This window comes from Klebsiella africana, from assembly GCF_020526085.1.
GTDB classification, from domain to species: Bacteria; Pseudomonadota; Gammaproteobacteria; order Enterobacterales; family Enterobacteriaceae; genus Klebsiella; species Klebsiella africana.
Window position 1 is genome coordinate 3,813,278 of the sequence record NZ_CP084874.1, and the last position, 14,123, is coordinate 3,827,400.

General features: G+C 62.5%; 12 protein-coding genes. 3 read left to right on the forward strand and 9 right to left on the reverse strand.

Annotation, left to right across the window (positions count from 1 at the left end; genetic code table 11):
- Positions 1-2 precede the first annotated feature (2 nt).
- Both LGL98_RS18455 and LGL98_RS18460 read right to left on the reverse strand, forming a co-directional pair.
- A complete protein-coding gene (locus LGL98_RS18455) occupies positions 3-644 on the reverse strand; it encodes an amino acid ABC transporter permease (RefSeq protein WP_002893187.1) in 642 nt (213 codons plus the stop codon).
- Positions 645-691: 47 nt separating this feature from the next.
- A complete protein-coding gene (locus tag LGL98_RS18460; RefSeq protein ID WP_002893184.1) occupies positions 692-1,543 on the reverse strand; it encodes a transporter substrate-binding domain-containing protein in 852 nt (283 codons plus the stop codon).
- Positions 1,544-1,783: 240 nt separating this feature from the next.
- Between LGL98_RS18460 and pdxR the strand changes: the two genes are divergently transcribed.
- Positions 1,784-3,247: a MocR-like pyridoxine biosynthesis transcription factor PdxR gene (gene pdxR / locus LGL98_RS18465; protein ID WP_136033262.1), complete on the forward strand. Its 1,464-nt coding sequence runs from the start codon at positions 1,784-1,786 to the stop codon at positions 3,245-3,247.
- Here pdxR and LGL98_RS18470 read toward each other — a convergent pair.
- Positions 3,244-4,578, reverse strand: coding sequence for an aminotransferase-like domain-containing protein (locus LGL98_RS18470; protein ID WP_136033264.1), 1,335 nt, complete (start codon positions 4,576-4,578; stop codon positions 3,244-3,246). The two genes, pdxR and LGL98_RS18470, sit on opposite strands and share 4 nt — an antisense overlap.
- A gap of 123 nt (positions 4,579-4,701) precedes the next feature.
- Between LGL98_RS18470 and LGL98_RS18475 the strand changes: the two genes are divergently transcribed.
- Complete coding sequence (locus LGL98_RS18475) at positions 4,702-5,610, forward strand: DMT family transporter (protein WP_136033266.1); 909 nt, start codon at positions 4,702-4,704, stop codon at positions 5,608-5,610.
- Between the two features lie 103 nt (positions 5,611-5,713).
- Here LGL98_RS18475 and LGL98_RS18480 read toward each other — a convergent pair whose 3' ends face one another.
- The 6 genes from LGL98_RS18480 to LGL98_RS18505 all read right to left on the reverse strand — a co-directional run bounded on the left by LGL98_RS18480 (position 5,714) and on the right by LGL98_RS18505 (position 12,656).
- A complete protein-coding gene (locus tag LGL98_RS18480; protein WP_012542516.1) occupies positions 5,714-6,982 on the reverse strand; it encodes a Zn-dependent hydrolase in 1,269 nt (422 codons plus the stop codon).
- Positions 6,983-7,079: 97 nt separating this feature from the next.
- Positions 7,080-8,090, reverse strand: a complete 1,011-nt coding sequence (locus tag LGL98_RS18485) for an ABC transporter ATP-binding protein (protein ID WP_023322195.1) — start codon at positions 8,088-8,090, stop codon at positions 7,080-7,082.
- A complete protein-coding gene (locus LGL98_RS18490; RefSeq protein ID WP_004223507.1) occupies positions 8,080-9,117 on the reverse strand; it encodes an ABC transporter ATP-binding protein in 1,038 nt (345 codons plus the stop codon). Before LGL98_RS18490 ends, LGL98_RS18485 begins: the two co-directional genes overlap by 11 nt.
- A 3-nt stretch (positions 9,118-9,120) precedes the next feature.
- Positions 9,121-10,014, reverse strand: a complete 894-nt coding sequence (locus LGL98_RS18495) for an ABC transporter permease (protein WP_136033268.1) — start codon at positions 10,012-10,014, stop codon at positions 9,121-9,123.
- A 2-nt stretch (positions 10,015-10,016) separates the two neighbouring features.
- Entirely contained in the window at positions 10,017-10,970 is a 954-nt protein-coding gene (locus LGL98_RS18500; protein ID WP_012968749.1) for an ABC transporter permease, read from the reverse strand.
- A gap of 18 nt (positions 10,971-10,988) precedes the next feature.
- Entirely contained in the window at positions 10,989-12,656 is a 1,668-nt protein-coding gene (locus LGL98_RS18505; protein ID WP_023297185.1) for an ABC transporter substrate-binding protein, read from the reverse strand.
- A gap of 323 nt (positions 12,657-12,979) precedes the next feature.
- On the opposite strand from LGL98_RS18505, the gene LGL98_RS18510 reads away from it, so the two are divergent.
- Positions 12,980-14,095 carry a YbdK family carboxylate-amine ligase gene (locus LGL98_RS18510; protein ID WP_136033270.1) on the forward strand — a complete coding sequence of 372 codons (1,116 nt, stop codon included), beginning with the start codon at positions 12,980-12,982 and terminating at the stop codon, positions 14,093-14,095.
- Positions 14,096-14,123 lie beyond the last annotated feature (28 nt).

A 14,123-nucleotide genomic window follows, 5' to 3' on the forward strand; every position in this document is an offset into this window, starting at 1 on the left:
TGCTAGCGCGCCAGGCGCCTGGCTTTACGTTCCGCGATACCCTGCAGCTTCAACAAACAGCCGATGATCGCCACATACAGCAGGCCGGCGGCGAGGATCGGCGACAGCGGCTCGTAGGTGACCGAGGAGATACGGTTGGTCACCCGGGTGAGATCCACCACGCCAATCACGGCGATCGCCGGGCTACCTTTGATCAAAAAGGACATCTCATTGACCAGCGCCGGCAGGCTCTCGATCCACATCTGCGGCAGCATGATGTAGCGGAAGTAGGTCCAGCGGCGCATTCCCACCGACTCCGCTGCCTCCCGCTGTTCGCGCGGAAAAGTGCGGAAGGCGTTGCGCCAGATTTCAGCGTTAAACGCCGAGGTGTTAAGCGTCAGCGCCACGATGGCGGCCACGTTCTTGTCGAGGTTAATGCCCATCGTCGGCAGGGAAAGGAACAGAAACAGCACCAGCGTCACCAGCGGCGTCGCGCGGGCCAGACTGATATAGACCACCAGCAGCTGGTCGATCACCGGCAGGCGCAGCATCCGTACCAGGGCGATCAGCAGGCCCGCCACCACCCCGAAGGCGATAGCGATGGCCGAAATCCAGAGGGTCGTCCATGCGCCTTCGATTAATAACTGCCAGGAAATTGCATCCATGAGGCCCTCCTTCTCAACAACAGGCGGCGGTCGCCCGCCGCGGAATATTACAGTCCGGCGAGTTTGTGAAACTGTTCCGGGCTGGTGATCGCCTCGGTCGGCAGGTTGTCATAGGTTTCGCCAAACCATTTTTTCTGCAGCTCGGCGAGCTTGCCGGTCTCCTTCATGTGGTTCATAAACTTGGTCATATAGGCCAGCAGCTGCGGCGAGTTTTTCGGGATCGGCCACGCCATATAGCCCGGTCCGGAGACGGCCAACCCTTTGGCGAAGACCTTCGGTTTGGCTTTCGCCAGGTCGTTTACCGAGATCACCACGTTAATCACGTAATCCAGTCGCTTGTTCGCCAGGTCGGCGTAGGCTTCCGGATAGGAGGGATACTCCACCACCGGCCCCAGCTTGCCGCCGGTCTTCTCCAGCATCGCCTTCAGCTCCGGCAAACGCGCCAGCAGCGCGCTCCCGGCCTGTAACCCCACTTTTTTGCCGCTGAGATCGGCAATGGTATTTAGCGAGGTATCGCCTGCGCGTTTGACGAAATAGTGCTGCGCGGAGGCCCAGGGTGGAGTGAAATCAAAGACCTTCAGCCGCTCATCGGTAATAACCGCCCCGGTTAAGGCCATATCATATTGCCCGGTGGAGACGGCCGCTAATAATCCGGTCCACGGTAATATGCTCTGGTCGACATGGAATTTTGCGTACTTACGTAATTCCTCAAGCATATCTTTGTTAAAGCCATCGGCCTGGCCATTATTCATAAAGTTAAACGGCGCATAATCATCTTCTGTCGCCACTTTCAAGGTGCCGGATTTTTCTATTTCCGGAAGATCGGCCGCGACGGCGTGATAAGAAAAAGCGACCGTTAATACGGCGCTCAGACACATTGATGCCAATGATTTTTTCATTATTTCACCCCTGATGGATTGGCCAGACGGGTTCATTCCAGAACGCGAAAAGGTTTATGCAAAATAGAGGCCGGGAGGTTCCGATCCGCGGCGGCTGAATGCGTTTTTAATGTGGGAGCGTTTTGCAATTCCGTATAGAGCCAGATGGGCCGCATCGCTGTGTCAGATGGCGGAAGGGTGGTATGGAATTTGCTGAGCTTAGCGGGTGGTCGCAATGCGTTATTGCCAAAGGAGCCCCCTATGATCCGTCACCTGTTACACGTTGATTTTCAGCCTGGCCGCGGTTTGCAGGAGCAGGTGCGAGAGACGCTGGTGAATGCCATTCTCAGCGGGATCTTCGCCGCCGACACCCCGCTGCCCTCCTGTCGCCAGCTGGCCAGCCAGCTTCGCGTCTCGCGCAACACCACCGCGCTGGTGTTTGAAAGTCTGGTCAACGAGGGCTACCTGATTAGCCGCCCACGAAGCGGTTACTACCTGCATCCCGACTATCATGAAGCTTCGCCTGCCGCCGTCGAGAGTGCACCGCAGCGCGAAGCCGCTGCACCACGCTGGGGCGACCGGCTGCAGATGACCCCCAGCCAGCAGGAGTCGATCCTCAAACCGGCGGGCTGGATGCACTACCGCTACCCGTTTATCTACGGCCAGCCTGATACCCGGCAGTTCCCGCTGGCCACCTGGCGCTCGGCGGCAAACTGGCTGCACGGCGGGGTGCGCGACCCGGCGTGGGTCATCGACCATATTGACCAGGATGTGCCGATGCTGATCGAGCAGATCCGCACCCGGGTGCTGCCCAAGCGCGGCATTGTCGCCGCGCCGGATGAAATTCTCATCACCCTTGGCTCGCAAAATGCGCTCTACCTGCTGACCCGACTGCTGCTCTCTTCCACCACCCGCATTGGCGTCGAAAACCCCTGCTTTCGCGAAGCCATCAACACCTTTCTGCTCGCCGACGCCGAGGTGGTGCCGCACCCGGTTGATGAAGAAGGGATCGTGCTTAATGAGCGTCCCTGCGATTACTACTATGTCACCCCCGGCCATCAGGTGCCCACCGGGGTGGCGATGAGCAGTGCGCGGCGTCGCCAGCTGCTGGAGCATGCCGCCCACCATGACGCGGTGATTATTGAAGATGATTATGACTCGGAGAGTAACTTTACCCTCAACCCGCTGCCAGCGCTGAAGGCCAGCGATCGCAGCGGCCGGGTGGTGTATGTCAGCAGCCTGTCAAAAGCGCTGTCACCGGGGCTGCGGTTGGGGTTTATGGTCGCCGACCCGGACCTGATCGACGAGGCGCGCGCCCTGCGCCGGCTGGTCTATCGCCATCCGCCGACCAACATTCAGTACCAGATGGCCCACTTCCTTGCCCAGGGCCATTATGAAACCCATCTGCGGCGATACCACTACGACTCCGCCCAGCGCTGGGAGCGCCTGCACGCCGCCCTGCAGCGCTATCTGCCGTCGTGTCGCGCGCTGGCGGGGAGCGAACATGCTAACGCCTTCTGGCTGCAGACCCCGGTGCAGATCAACACCCAGCAGCTCACCTGGCGCGCCGCCCACGCCGGCGTACTGATTGAGCCCGGGGCGCGCCATTTTCTCAGCGCCGCGCCGCCGGATAACTATTTTCGCATGGGATTCCACGCCATTAACCCTGACGCCATTGCCCAGGGGGTGGAAGTCCTGCGCGGCCAGCTGGAGCAGATGGGTTAGCGGTATTGTTCATACTCAACGGCATCGCGCACGCTGAGCAGCGCCGGGCGCAGGCTGTCGAAAGGCACCGATCCGAGCGCGATGCGCAGCGCCTGTGGGATCGTGGCGGAGACGCAGAACGGCTCGGCGGTCGATACCGAAATACGGCGTTCCATCAGCGCGTTCGCCAGCCGATCGGCCCGGCTCTCTTCACCCAGAGGCAGCCAGACGAAGTACGAATCGGGATGAGTCACGACGGGAAGCCCACAAAGCACCTCGCGGGCCACCTGCTGCCGCTGTCGCGCATCCTGTCGTTTCTGCGTTTCAAAGCGGGCCACCGTGCCATCTTCAATCCAGGCGCAGATCAGCGAACTTATCAGCGTCGGCGTATTCCACGTCGTGGCCCGGATGGCGCGCTCAATCTCCGGCCGGTAGCGCGGCGGAGAGATCACCACGCCCACGCGCAGTCCGGTGGCGATATTTTTTGAAAATCCGGTGACATACACCGTTCTTTCCGGCGCATAGCTGATCAACGGTGGCGGCGGACGGCTCACCAGCCGGGCGTAGGCGGCATCTTCAATAATCAGCAGGTCGTGCTGGCGCGCGAGATCGGCCAGCGCCTGCCGCTGCCCGGCGTTGAGCACCCAGCCCAGCGGATTGTGCAGCGTCGGCATGGTATACACCGCCCGCACCCGCCGCTGCTGGCACAGGGTATGAAGCGCCTGCAGGTCCGGTCCCTCCGGCCGACAGGGGATCGCCGCCAGCTCCAGATGATACAGCGCCGCCAGAACTTTGAAGCCCGAATAGGTCAGCGCATCCACCGCCACCACATCCCCCGGACGTAACAGCCCCATCACGGTCACCGCCAGCCCGTGCTGTGCACCGTTGACGATCAGGACATTTTCCGCGTCCGGGGCAAAGTGCTGGCAGGTTAAATGGCGGGCGATAATGTCCCGCTCGGCGAGCCGTCCGGCATGGGGCTGATAGCGCAGATGCGAGTCAATATCGCCCGCCATCGCCAGCTGCCTGAGCGCCTCGCGCAGCGCATCGCCCTGCTCCGGCAGCGAAGGGTAGTTGAAATTGAGATCCACGACATCGGCAGCCACCACCTGCTGATCGACCCCGTGCCCCGGCGGCAGCGAGAGGTCGCGCACGAAGGTGCCGCGGCCGGTTTCGCCGCTGACCAACCCCATCTCTTCCAGTTCACGGTAGACCCGCGTGGCGGTGGCCAGCGAGAGGCGTTCTTCGGCGGCAAGGGTGCGGTGCGTCGGCAGACGGGTGCCTGCGGGCAGCTGCCCGCTGCGAATCGCCTGGGCATATCGGTCGACAACGGCTTTATATCGGGCTTTCATCGTGAAATGTATCTATGACAATAATTTGATTGTATTAGATTGGCCACATTACCATCGCCGCTGACGATGCTCAAGCGGGTGCAGCCCATCTGATAACGCGAGGTTAACGTGGTAGATTCAACATTGGATAAATCAGTGCCCGGCCCCTGGTCCGGATGGCTTCATGGTTTACTGGGGGTGATTATTTTTAGCGGTTCACTGCCCGCGACGCGGCTGGCGGTGCAAGATATGGATCCGTTGTTATTGACCTTTCTGCGCGCCTCCATTGCCGGGCTGCTTGCCGTCGTGCTGCTGGCAGGCTTTCGCCAGAAACGCCCGCACCTGGGGCAGCTTGTGCCCTTGATCATCGTCTCATCAGGGGTGGTGATCGGCTTTCCCCTGCTCACGGCGCTGGCCCTGCAGCACATCACCTCGGCGCATTCGATTGTGTTTATTGGCCTGCTGCCGCTGATGACCGCCCTCTTCGGCGTACTGCGCGGCGGCGAACGTCCGCGGCGCGCTTTCTGGATCTTTTCGCTGCTGGGCAGCCTGCTGGTGATGGGATTCGCCCTGACGCAAAGTACGACGGCATCGCTCAGCGGCGATCTGCTGATGCTGGCGGCGGTTATCGCCTGCGGCCTCGGCTATGCGGAAGGGGCAAAGCTGACGCGGGAGCTCGGCGGCTGGCAGGTGATCTGCTGGGCGCTGGTGATAGCCCTGCCGTTGATGCTCCCCGCCTCGCTGCTGGTTCAGCCCGCCTCCTGGCATGCCATCTCGGCTTCCTCCTGGGCGGCGCTCGGCTATGTGTCGCTGTTCAGCATGCTGATCGGCTTCATCTTCTGGTACAAAGGGCTGGCCGCGGGCGGGATCGCCGCCGTCGGCCAGCTCCAGCTATTGCAGCCGTTCTTCGGCCTTGGCCTGTCGGCGGCGCTGTTGCACGAAACCGTCAGCCCCTTGATGCTGGCGGTCACGCTGGGCGTGGTGCTGTGCGTGGTGGGCTCGCGCAAATTTGGCCGCCAGCGGGTAAGCGCAGGGAGCGGGAGCCGTGATTGACCGCCCCGTCATCCGCCGTCCCGGGTCGCGGCGGTGTAACCGCCTTACCCGGGTGACAGCATGATAAACCGCTGGAGGACGCGCCGCCGGGGAGGACGACCGTCTACACCGGCCGCGCGTACTGAAGCATCACCTGCAGCAGCACGTTGGCCCCGGCGGCGACGTGCTCCGGCGAGGCATACTCAATTTCGTTATGGCTGATCCCGTCCTTGCAGGGGATAAAAATCATCCCGGTGGGCGCCAGGTAGCTCATATACACTGCGTCATGCCCGGCGCCGGAGACGATCGGCCGCGCCGGATAGCCCAGCCGCTGCGCGGCATCGGCAATGGCCTGCTGGCATTCAGCATCGAACGGCGCCGCCGGATAGTGGCTTACCTGCTTCAGGGCCACCTGCAGACCGCTCTCCCGCTCAACCTCCGCGATAAACGCCCGCAGCTGGCGATCCATCTCGTCCACCAGCGCATCGCTGAGATTGCGCATATCAATGGAGAAGGTGACCTCCCCTGGCACCACGTTGCGGCTGTTGGGCCACACCTGCACGCTGCCGACGGTGCCGCGTCCCTCTTCGCTGCGCCCGGCAATGGCCACCACTTCCTGCATAATGCGCGTCGCCACCTGCAGGGCATCCTGACGCAGGCGCATCGGCGTGGGTCCGGCGTGCGAGGCCTGGCCGGTGACCACGCAGTCGTACCAGCGGATCCCCAGCACGCCCTGCACGATACCGATGGTTTTCGCTTCATCTTCGAGAATCGGCCCCTGCTCAATGTGCGCCTCAAAATAGGCGCCGATGGGATGCTCCCCCGGGGTCTGCTCGCCGATATAGCCGATCTGCGCCAGCGCCTCGCCAACGCTGACACCCTCTTTATCCGTGACGGCCCAGGTCTCTTCCAGCGGGAAGACGCCGGCAAAGACCCCGGAGCCCATCATCACCGGCACAAAGCGCGACCCCTCTTCGTTGGTCCAGAACACCACCTCAATCGGCGCGTCGGTATCAATCTGCAGATCGTTGAGCGTGCGCACCACCTCCAGTGCCGCCAGCACGCCGTAGTTGCCGTCAAATTTGCCGCCGGTGGGCTGGGTGTCAATATGGCTGCCCGAGACGATGGGCGGCAGGCCGGGGTTGCGGCCTTCCCGGCGCATAAACACATTGCCGATTTTATCGATGGTGACGCTCATCCCGGCCTCCCGCGCCCAGCCTATTACCTTGTCCCGCCCCTGGCGGTCGAGGTCGGTGAGGGTCAGACGGCGGCAGCCGCCCTTCGGCGTGGCGCCGATCTGCGCGAGATCCATTAACGACGCCCACAGGCGGTCGCCATTGATGCGCCAGCCGGTGGTGTCGGTCGCGGGGGTAAAAAGTACATCACTGCTCATGGTAGTCTCCTGACATCAAGGTCGCCGCCAGCGTAACCGGCGGTGGGAATGCGCTATCAACGCCTGGTCTTCATCCTGTATGGTTTTTTGCCGCCGATCAGACGGCCAGGGCCTGGGCGTTAGCGTCAATCGCCAGCTCGCGCCAGCGGTGGCAACTCACCGCGTGGCGCTCCGCGACGGATTCCGTCGGCGGCAGACTCTGCTCACAGACCGGGCGACGGTGCGGGCAGCGCTCGGCAAAAGCGCAGCCGGGCGGCAAGCGCGCCAGATCCGGCGGCGCGCCGGGAATGCAGTGCAGGGCATCACCTTTCTTAAGCCCCTCTTTCGGCCGACTGCCCAGCAGCACCTGGGTATAAGGATGGCGCGGGTGGCGCAGGATCTCGCTCATCGACGCTTCCTCGACGATCCGCCCGGCGTACATCACCGCCACCCGGTCGGCGATCTCCACCGCGGCGCCGATATCGTGGGTCACAAACACGATCGACAGCCCGCGCTGCTTTTGCTGCTCACGCAGCAGGATCAGGATCTGGATTTGCACCGTGGCGTCGAGGGCGGTGGTCGGCTCATCCGCCAGCAGCAGCTGCGGGTTACAGGAGAGCGCAAGGGCGATCATCGCCCGCTGGCGCATCCCGCCGGACATCTCGTGCGGGTAAGCATCCAGCCGCCGCTCGGGGCTGGGAATGCGCACCTGGCGCAGGGCCTCCAGCGCCCTGTCCCGGGCCGCCTGGCGCGATAGCCCTTCGTGGCGGCGCAGCCCTTCAATAATCTGCTGCCCGACGGTGTAGACCGGATCGAAGGCCAGCAGCGGCTCCTGAAAAATCATCGCGCAGCGTCCGCCGCGATAGCGCCGCAGCTGACTGGTGCTCATCGTCAGCACCTCGTCGTCCCCCACCTGCAGGGTGCCGGAGAGCTCACTGCTCCCTGGCGGGTGCAGGCGCATCAGCGCCCGCAGGGTCACGCTCTTGCCGGAACCCGACTCGCCAATCAGCGCCATCACCTCCCCCTTTTGTACGTCAAAGGAGACTCCATTGACCGCGTTGATGGTCTGTCCGTCGCGGCGAAAGACGACCCGCAGGTCGTGCACATGGACAAAGGCGTTATCCGACATGGCTGACCTCCTTAAGGGGGATGCTTTGATGCCAGGGCGAGGCCGGCTGCGCCATCAGGCAGGCGCTCTGGTGCCCCTCCCCGACCGCCTCCAGCCGCGGTTTCACCTCGGCGCAGACCGCCTTCGCATGCGGGCAGCGGGTGTGAAAGCGGCAGCCGCTCGGCGGCGCGATGGGGCTGGGGGGATCGCCGCTCAGCGGTGAGGTCAGGGTGCGGTTTTCCGGGTCCATGGAGGGCATCGAGCTTAACAGCGCCCGGGTATAGGGGTGGGCGGAGGCGGTAAACAGCTGCTCCGCAGGGCCAATCTCCACCACTTCGCCAAGGTACATGACGAGGATCCGATCCGACAGCCAGCGAACCACGTGCAGATCGTGGCTGATGAACACGTAGGTCAGCTCGAGAGTCCGTTTCAGCTCCTGCAGCAGCTGCAGCACCTGAGCTTCCACCGATTTATCCAGCGCCGACACCGCCTCATCGAGGATCACCAGCCGCGGCTTCATCGCCAGCGCGCGGGCGATATTCACCCGCTGCCGCTGGCCGCCGGAGAGCGCATGCGGGTAGCGGTCGGCAAAGCGCGCCGGCTCAAGGCCAACGTGCGCCAGCAGATAGCGGGCATATTCGCTGGCCTCTCTGGCGCTGACGCCATGGACGCGCTGGCCGAAGGCGATGCTCTCCTCCATGGTCAGGCGCGGATTGAGCGAAGCATAGCTATCCTGAAAGACCATCTGCACCTGGCGACGGTAGGCTTTCAGCGGCAGACGCGACGAGCCGACCCCCTGTCCGTCGAAGATCAGTTCGCCGCTGTCCTGGGTGAGCAACTGCATCAGCAGCCGGGCGGTGGTCGATTTGCCGCAGCCCGACTCGCCGACCACCCCCAGGGTTTCGCCTTTCATCACCGTGAAGCTGATATCGTCCACCGCCTGCACCACCTCCCGGCCTTTGCCGCCGCGAAAGTACTTCAGCAGGTGATTGACCTTCAGCAGCGGCTGCGCCGGCCCGCCAAGGTCGATATTGATAAAGGGTTGCATCGCTTACTCCTTAATCGCCATTGCCGCACGCAGGCGGTCCGCGAGGATATTGAACGAAATGGAGGTGATAAAAATCATCAGGCCCGGCAGGGCGGCCACCCACGGCTGGGTATAGATTGCCGTGCGCAGCGTATTGAGCATCAGCCCCCACTCGGGCTCCGGCGGCCGCACGCCGAGGCCGAGAAACGACAGGCCGGAGGCGAGGATCATGCACACCGAAATCAGTCCGGTGGAGAAGACGAAGATCGGCCCGAGCACGTTGCCCAACACCTGGACGCGGATAATGGTGAACGCGCTGGCGCCAGTGGCCCGGGCGGCGTCGATATAGTCCATATGTCGCACCTGGGCGGTCACGCTCTCGGCAATCCGCGCCACCTGCGGGACAAACACGAGGATCAGCGACAGCAGCGCATTGCCGATGCCCGCCCCCAGCGCTCCCGACAGCGCAATCGCCAGCAGGACGGAGGGAAAGGCATAGAACACATCCACGGTGCGCATAATCACGGTATTGGTTTTGCCGCCCGTATAGCCGGCGATAATCCCGATGGCCCCGCCGATAAAAAAGGCGAACACCACCGGGACAATTCCCATAAACAGCGACAGTCGGGTGCCAAGGATCAGCCGCGACAGCATGTCGCGTCCCAGCTCATCCGAGCCCAGCGGGAAGCCGTCGCTGCCGATGGGTTTCAGGCGCAGGAACATCGACGTTTGATAAGGATCTTTGACGATAAGCCACGGACCGAACAGCGCCAGGGCCAGCAGCAGGAGGATCACCACGCCCACCACCACCCCGCCGGGGTCGCGCAGTAAGCGGCGCAGCACGCCGCGCCAGTAACCTTGCCGGGAAGCGTGGGCCGCTGCGGCCGGGACCGCTTTCGTCGTTGCTGTATCCACCATGGTCAGCTCCTCTTAATACGCGGGTCGAGGGTGGTCTGCAGAATATCCACCAGCAGGTTGAGCAGCACGAAAAACAGCGCCAGCACCCAGATGGTGCCCTGCAGCAGGGGCAGGTCGCGCTGAAAAATGGCGGTATTGAGCAGCAATCCGGTTCCCGGCCAGGAGAAAACGGTCTCCACAAGGATCGAGCCGCCCATCAGATAGCCCACCTGCAGCCCCATCACCGCCAGCGCGGTGGGCGCGGCATTTTTCATGACGTGGACGAAGATGCGCGACTCGTTGAGCCCGCGAGCGCGCAGGCCAACGATAAACTCCTGGCTGAGGATATCGGCCACCTGCGAGCGCACGGTGCGGGCGATAATCCCGGTGGGGATCACCGACAAGGTGAGGGCTGGCAGCAGCATGAACTGCAGGTGCGCCCAGTCCCATTGCCAGCCCACCTCGCCTATCGGCCCGCCGCCGGTGGCCGGCAGCAGCGCGAACTTGACGCTGCAGAGGATCACCAGCAGCATCCCCAGCCAGTAGTGCGGCACGCTGACGCCAAATACCGACAACACTGAGGCCAGACGGTCAATGACGCTGTTGCGAAAATAGCCGGCGACAAAGCCGAACAGGCTGCCGAGGACAAAACCGATCGCCGTCGCCAGCAGCGCCAGGCGCAGGGAGTAAGCCACCGCGGTCATCACTTCGTCTATTACCGGGCGGCCGGTGGCGACCGACATACCAAGGTCGCCGTGCAGCGCCCGCCACAGCCAGTGGATAAACTGCATGGGCAGCGGCTTATCAAAGCCGTAAGCCTGCATTAACGTCTGACGCAGCGCCTCCGAGGCGTCCGGCGGCATTACCGACACCAGCGGGTCGCCCGGAGCGATCTGCACCAGCATGAAACAGATCACCGCCACCCCAAGCATGGTGGGGATAGCCAGCAGAATGCGGTATAGTAGCGTATTGATCATCAGTCGCCCCTTTCGCGATTACTCTTTTTTGCTCACCAGGCTGAGGTCGATAAACCAGCTCTGCGGTTGCACCACCCCGGTCACCGCAGGGGAAATCGCACGCGGCCCGACGTCGTGGGCGACAAACAGGAATGGCACCTGATCTACCAGCGCGGCGTGCAGCTCACCGGCCGCTTGGTTCATCTCCGCCGGGGTAAAGGCGTGCTTGACGGCGGCGGCCAGCTTCTCCGTCTCCGGAGTGGAGAAGTAACCCCAGTTGGTCGCCACCGGCGGAAACGCTTTGGCGGTCGAGAAGCGGATCAGGCCAAAGTAAGGATCGTTAACCGCGGCGCTGACGTTGATCGCATCGATCCCTTTCGCCGAGGGGTCCCGGGCGCCCAGGCGCCAGTTGGTAAACAGGGTGTTCCATTCCACCACTTTGATATCCACATTGAAGAAGCAGCTCTTCAGGCTCTGCTGGATATACTCGTTCATCGGCAAGGGCTGCATCTGCCCGGAGCCGGAGGCCGAGGTGGCCACCGTGACGTGCAGCGGTTTGCTGGCGCTGTATCCGGCCTCGGTCATTAGCTGGCGGGCGGTATCCGGGTCATATTTGATCTGGAAGGTGGGTTTGCCATGCCACGGGCTGTCAGCCTCATAAACCCCGGTGGCCTCGGTCATGTAGCCGCCGAGGTAGCTCTTCAGCTCGGCACGGTTCAGACACAGGTTGGCCGCTTTGCGCACGCGGATGTCCTGCCACGGCGATCCTTTTTCAAAGGAGAACTGCCAGGGCCACAGGTGCGGCTGGGTATTGGCGTAGAGGTGAAAACCCTGAGACTTGATCTGATCGATGGCGTCCGGCGCCGGGGCTTCAATCCAGTCCACCTGCTTCGACAACAGCGCCGCGGTACGGGCGTTGGCCTCCGGCAAGGGGATCAGCACCACTTTATCCACCCGGGGAATGCGATCTTTGTTCCAGTAGTCGGGGTTTTTATCGAGGATCAGCTGCTGACGCGGCACCAGCTTCTCCAGTTTGAACGGGCCGCTACCCACCGCGTGGGCGGCGAAGGCGGTCCACGCCTGTTTGCTGCGCGCGGCGCTATCTCCCGCGCTGGCCGGCACCGCGTCATACTGTTTCTGCCACGCCGTCGGCGAGACGATAAACAGGTTGGTGATGTTGTACGGCAGCAGCGCGTCTGGTTCCGAGGTGGTCAGCGCCACAGTGTGGTCGTCAATTTTCTCTGCGCCGGTGAGGGTCGGCATGCGCGACAGGGTGTTGCCGATCTGCCCCGGGGCGTACTGCGGCGCCGCTTTATTCAGCACCTTATCCACGTTCCAGACGATGGCGTCGGCGTTCACCTCCGTCCCATCATGGAACCTGACGCCCGGACGCAAGGTGAAAATCCAGCGGCTGGTGTTCTGCGGATCGATGTGCCACTCGGTCGCCAGCCCCGGCACCAGACCGCTGGGCTTTTCACCTTGCGACAGATCCCACTCCACCAGCGCGTCGTACAGCGGGATGCCGGTAAAGCGGTTGCCCTCATAGCCTTGATCCGGCTGGCCAAGGGTTAACGGAATATCCGCGGCGGTCATGGCAATCCGCAGCGTGGAGGCGTTGGCAGGTAAGGCGGCGCCCGCCAGGGCCAGTGCGCCGCTCACCGCCACGGCGAGACGACCGGCACGCGAAAATAACGTCTTTTTGTGCATCACATGATCCCTGTTAAATAAAGTGTCACGGATTAACAGGCAAAATGCGTACCAGCTCTTACGCGGGCGATAATAGGCCAAAACCGACCGGTAAAATAAGAAGGACTTATATTATCACCATGATAATTATGGGAAAATAATTGCGCCTTATTCCGCCGCACCGCCAGCGGGAAATATGTTGCAGAATTGCACCAGCCGCTATATGGCAAATTTCAAATAATCACGCTGCGTCACTTTTTATTCATCCCCCGTCCGCCGCCGCGTATTCTCCGTCGGGATCAATCCCTTCTATACTTCAGGGAACACATCGACCGGGAGAGACTATGCCTTTAGCCGATTTTCACCGCTCCGATCCTTTTACCCTGGGTATCGAACTGGAGCTGCAGGTGGTGAACCCGCCGGGTTATGACCTCAGCCAGGATGCCTCGACGCTGATTGCCGACGTCCAGCATGAGCTGACCGTGGGAGAAGCCAAACACGACATCACCGAGAGCATGCTGGAGATTGCCACCGGGGTGTGCCGCGACATCAGCCATGCCCAAACCCAGCTCAGCGCCATCCAGCAGGCGGTTCAGCGCGCGGCGCTGCGCCATCATCTGCAGATCTGCGGCGGCGGTTCGCACCCCTTTCATGCCTGGCAGCGCCAGCAAATCAGCGACAATCCGCGCTATGTCAAAACCGTCGAGCATTTTGGCTATCTGGCGCAACAGGCGACGGTCTTTGGCCAGCATGTGCACGTCGGCTGCCAGAGCGGCGACGACGCCATCTATCTGCTGCACGGCCTGTCGCGCTTTGTGCCGCACTTCATCGCCCTTAACGCCGCCTCGCCGTGGTTTGACAGTACCGACAGCCGCTTCGCCTGTTCACGCCTGAACCGCTTCTCCTCCTATCCCGACAACGGTCCGATGCCGTGGGTGGCAGACTGGCAGGGGTTTCGTCGACTGTTCCGCCAGCTGAGCTACACCAGCATGATCGACAGCATGAAGGATCTGCACTGGGACATTCGCCCCAGCCCGCAGTTTGGTACCGTCGAGGTGCGGGTGATGGACACCCCCCTGACTCTCGCCCAGGCGATCCATATCGCCGGCTTTATTCAGACCCTGGCCTGCTGGCTGTTGACGGAGCGCCCTTTTAAGCACCAGCCTGACGATTATCTGCTGTATCCCTTCAACCGTTATCAGGCGTGCCGCTATGGGCTTGACGGGACCCTCACCGACGTGCGCAGCGGAGAGCAGCGCAGCATCCGCCAGGAGATCCTGCAGCTCGCCGACCGGCTGGCCCCCTTCGCCCATCAGCTGAAGGCGACGGCGGCGCTGGAGGCGGTGGTTCGCCAGGCGAAATCGCCGCATAGCGAGGCGCAGCAGATGCGCGAGTTTATCGCCAACGGCGGTTCGCTTTCCGGGCTGGTGCAAAAACACTGTGAGATTTGGGCGGCATAAGGCAGCGAGGCGGGTATACTCGGCGCAG

Excerpts from the sequence above, each read along its gene's own strand:
- LGL98_RS18455 (WP_002893187.1), bottom strand. The coding sequence starts at position 644 with ATGGATGCAATTTCCTGGCAGTTATTAATCGAAGGCGCATGGACGACC.
- LGL98_RS18460 (WP_002893184.1), bottom strand. The coding sequence starts at position 1,543 with ATGAAAAAATCATTGGCATCAATGTGTCTGAGCGCCGTATTAACGGTC.
- pdxR (WP_136033262.1), top strand. The coding sequence starts at position 1,784 with ATGATCCGTCACCTGTTACACGTTGATTTTCAGCCTGGCCGCGGTTTG.
- LGL98_RS18470 (WP_136033264.1), bottom strand. The coding sequence starts at position 4,578 with ATGAAAGCCCGATATAAAGCCGTTGTCGACCGATATGCCCAGGCGATT.
- LGL98_RS18480 (WP_012542516.1), bottom strand. The coding sequence starts at position 6,982 with ATGAGCAGTGATGTACTTTTTACCCCCGCGACCGACACCACCGGCTGG.
- LGL98_RS18485 (WP_023322195.1), bottom strand. The coding sequence starts at position 8,090 with ATGTCGGATAACGCCTTTGTCCATGTGCACGACCTGCGGGTCGTCTTT.
- LGL98_RS18490 (WP_004223507.1), bottom strand. The coding sequence starts at position 9,117 with ATGCAACCCTTTATCAATATCGACCTTGGCGGGCCGGCGCAGCCGCTG.
- LGL98_RS18495 (WP_136033268.1), bottom strand. The coding sequence starts at position 10,014 with ATGGTGGATACAGCAACGACGAAAGCGGTCCCGGCCGCAGCGGCCCAC.
- LGL98_RS18500 (WP_012968749.1), bottom strand. The coding sequence starts at position 10,970 with ATGATCAATACGCTACTATACCGCATTCTGCTGGCTATCCCCACCATG.
- LGL98_RS18505 (WP_023297185.1), bottom strand. The coding sequence starts at position 12,656 with ATGCACAAAAAGACGTTATTTTCGCGTGCCGGTCGTCTCGCCGTGGCG.
- LGL98_RS18510 (WP_136033270.1), top strand. The coding sequence starts at position 12,980 with ATGCCTTTAGCCGATTTTCACCGCTCCGATCCTTTTACCCTGGGTATC.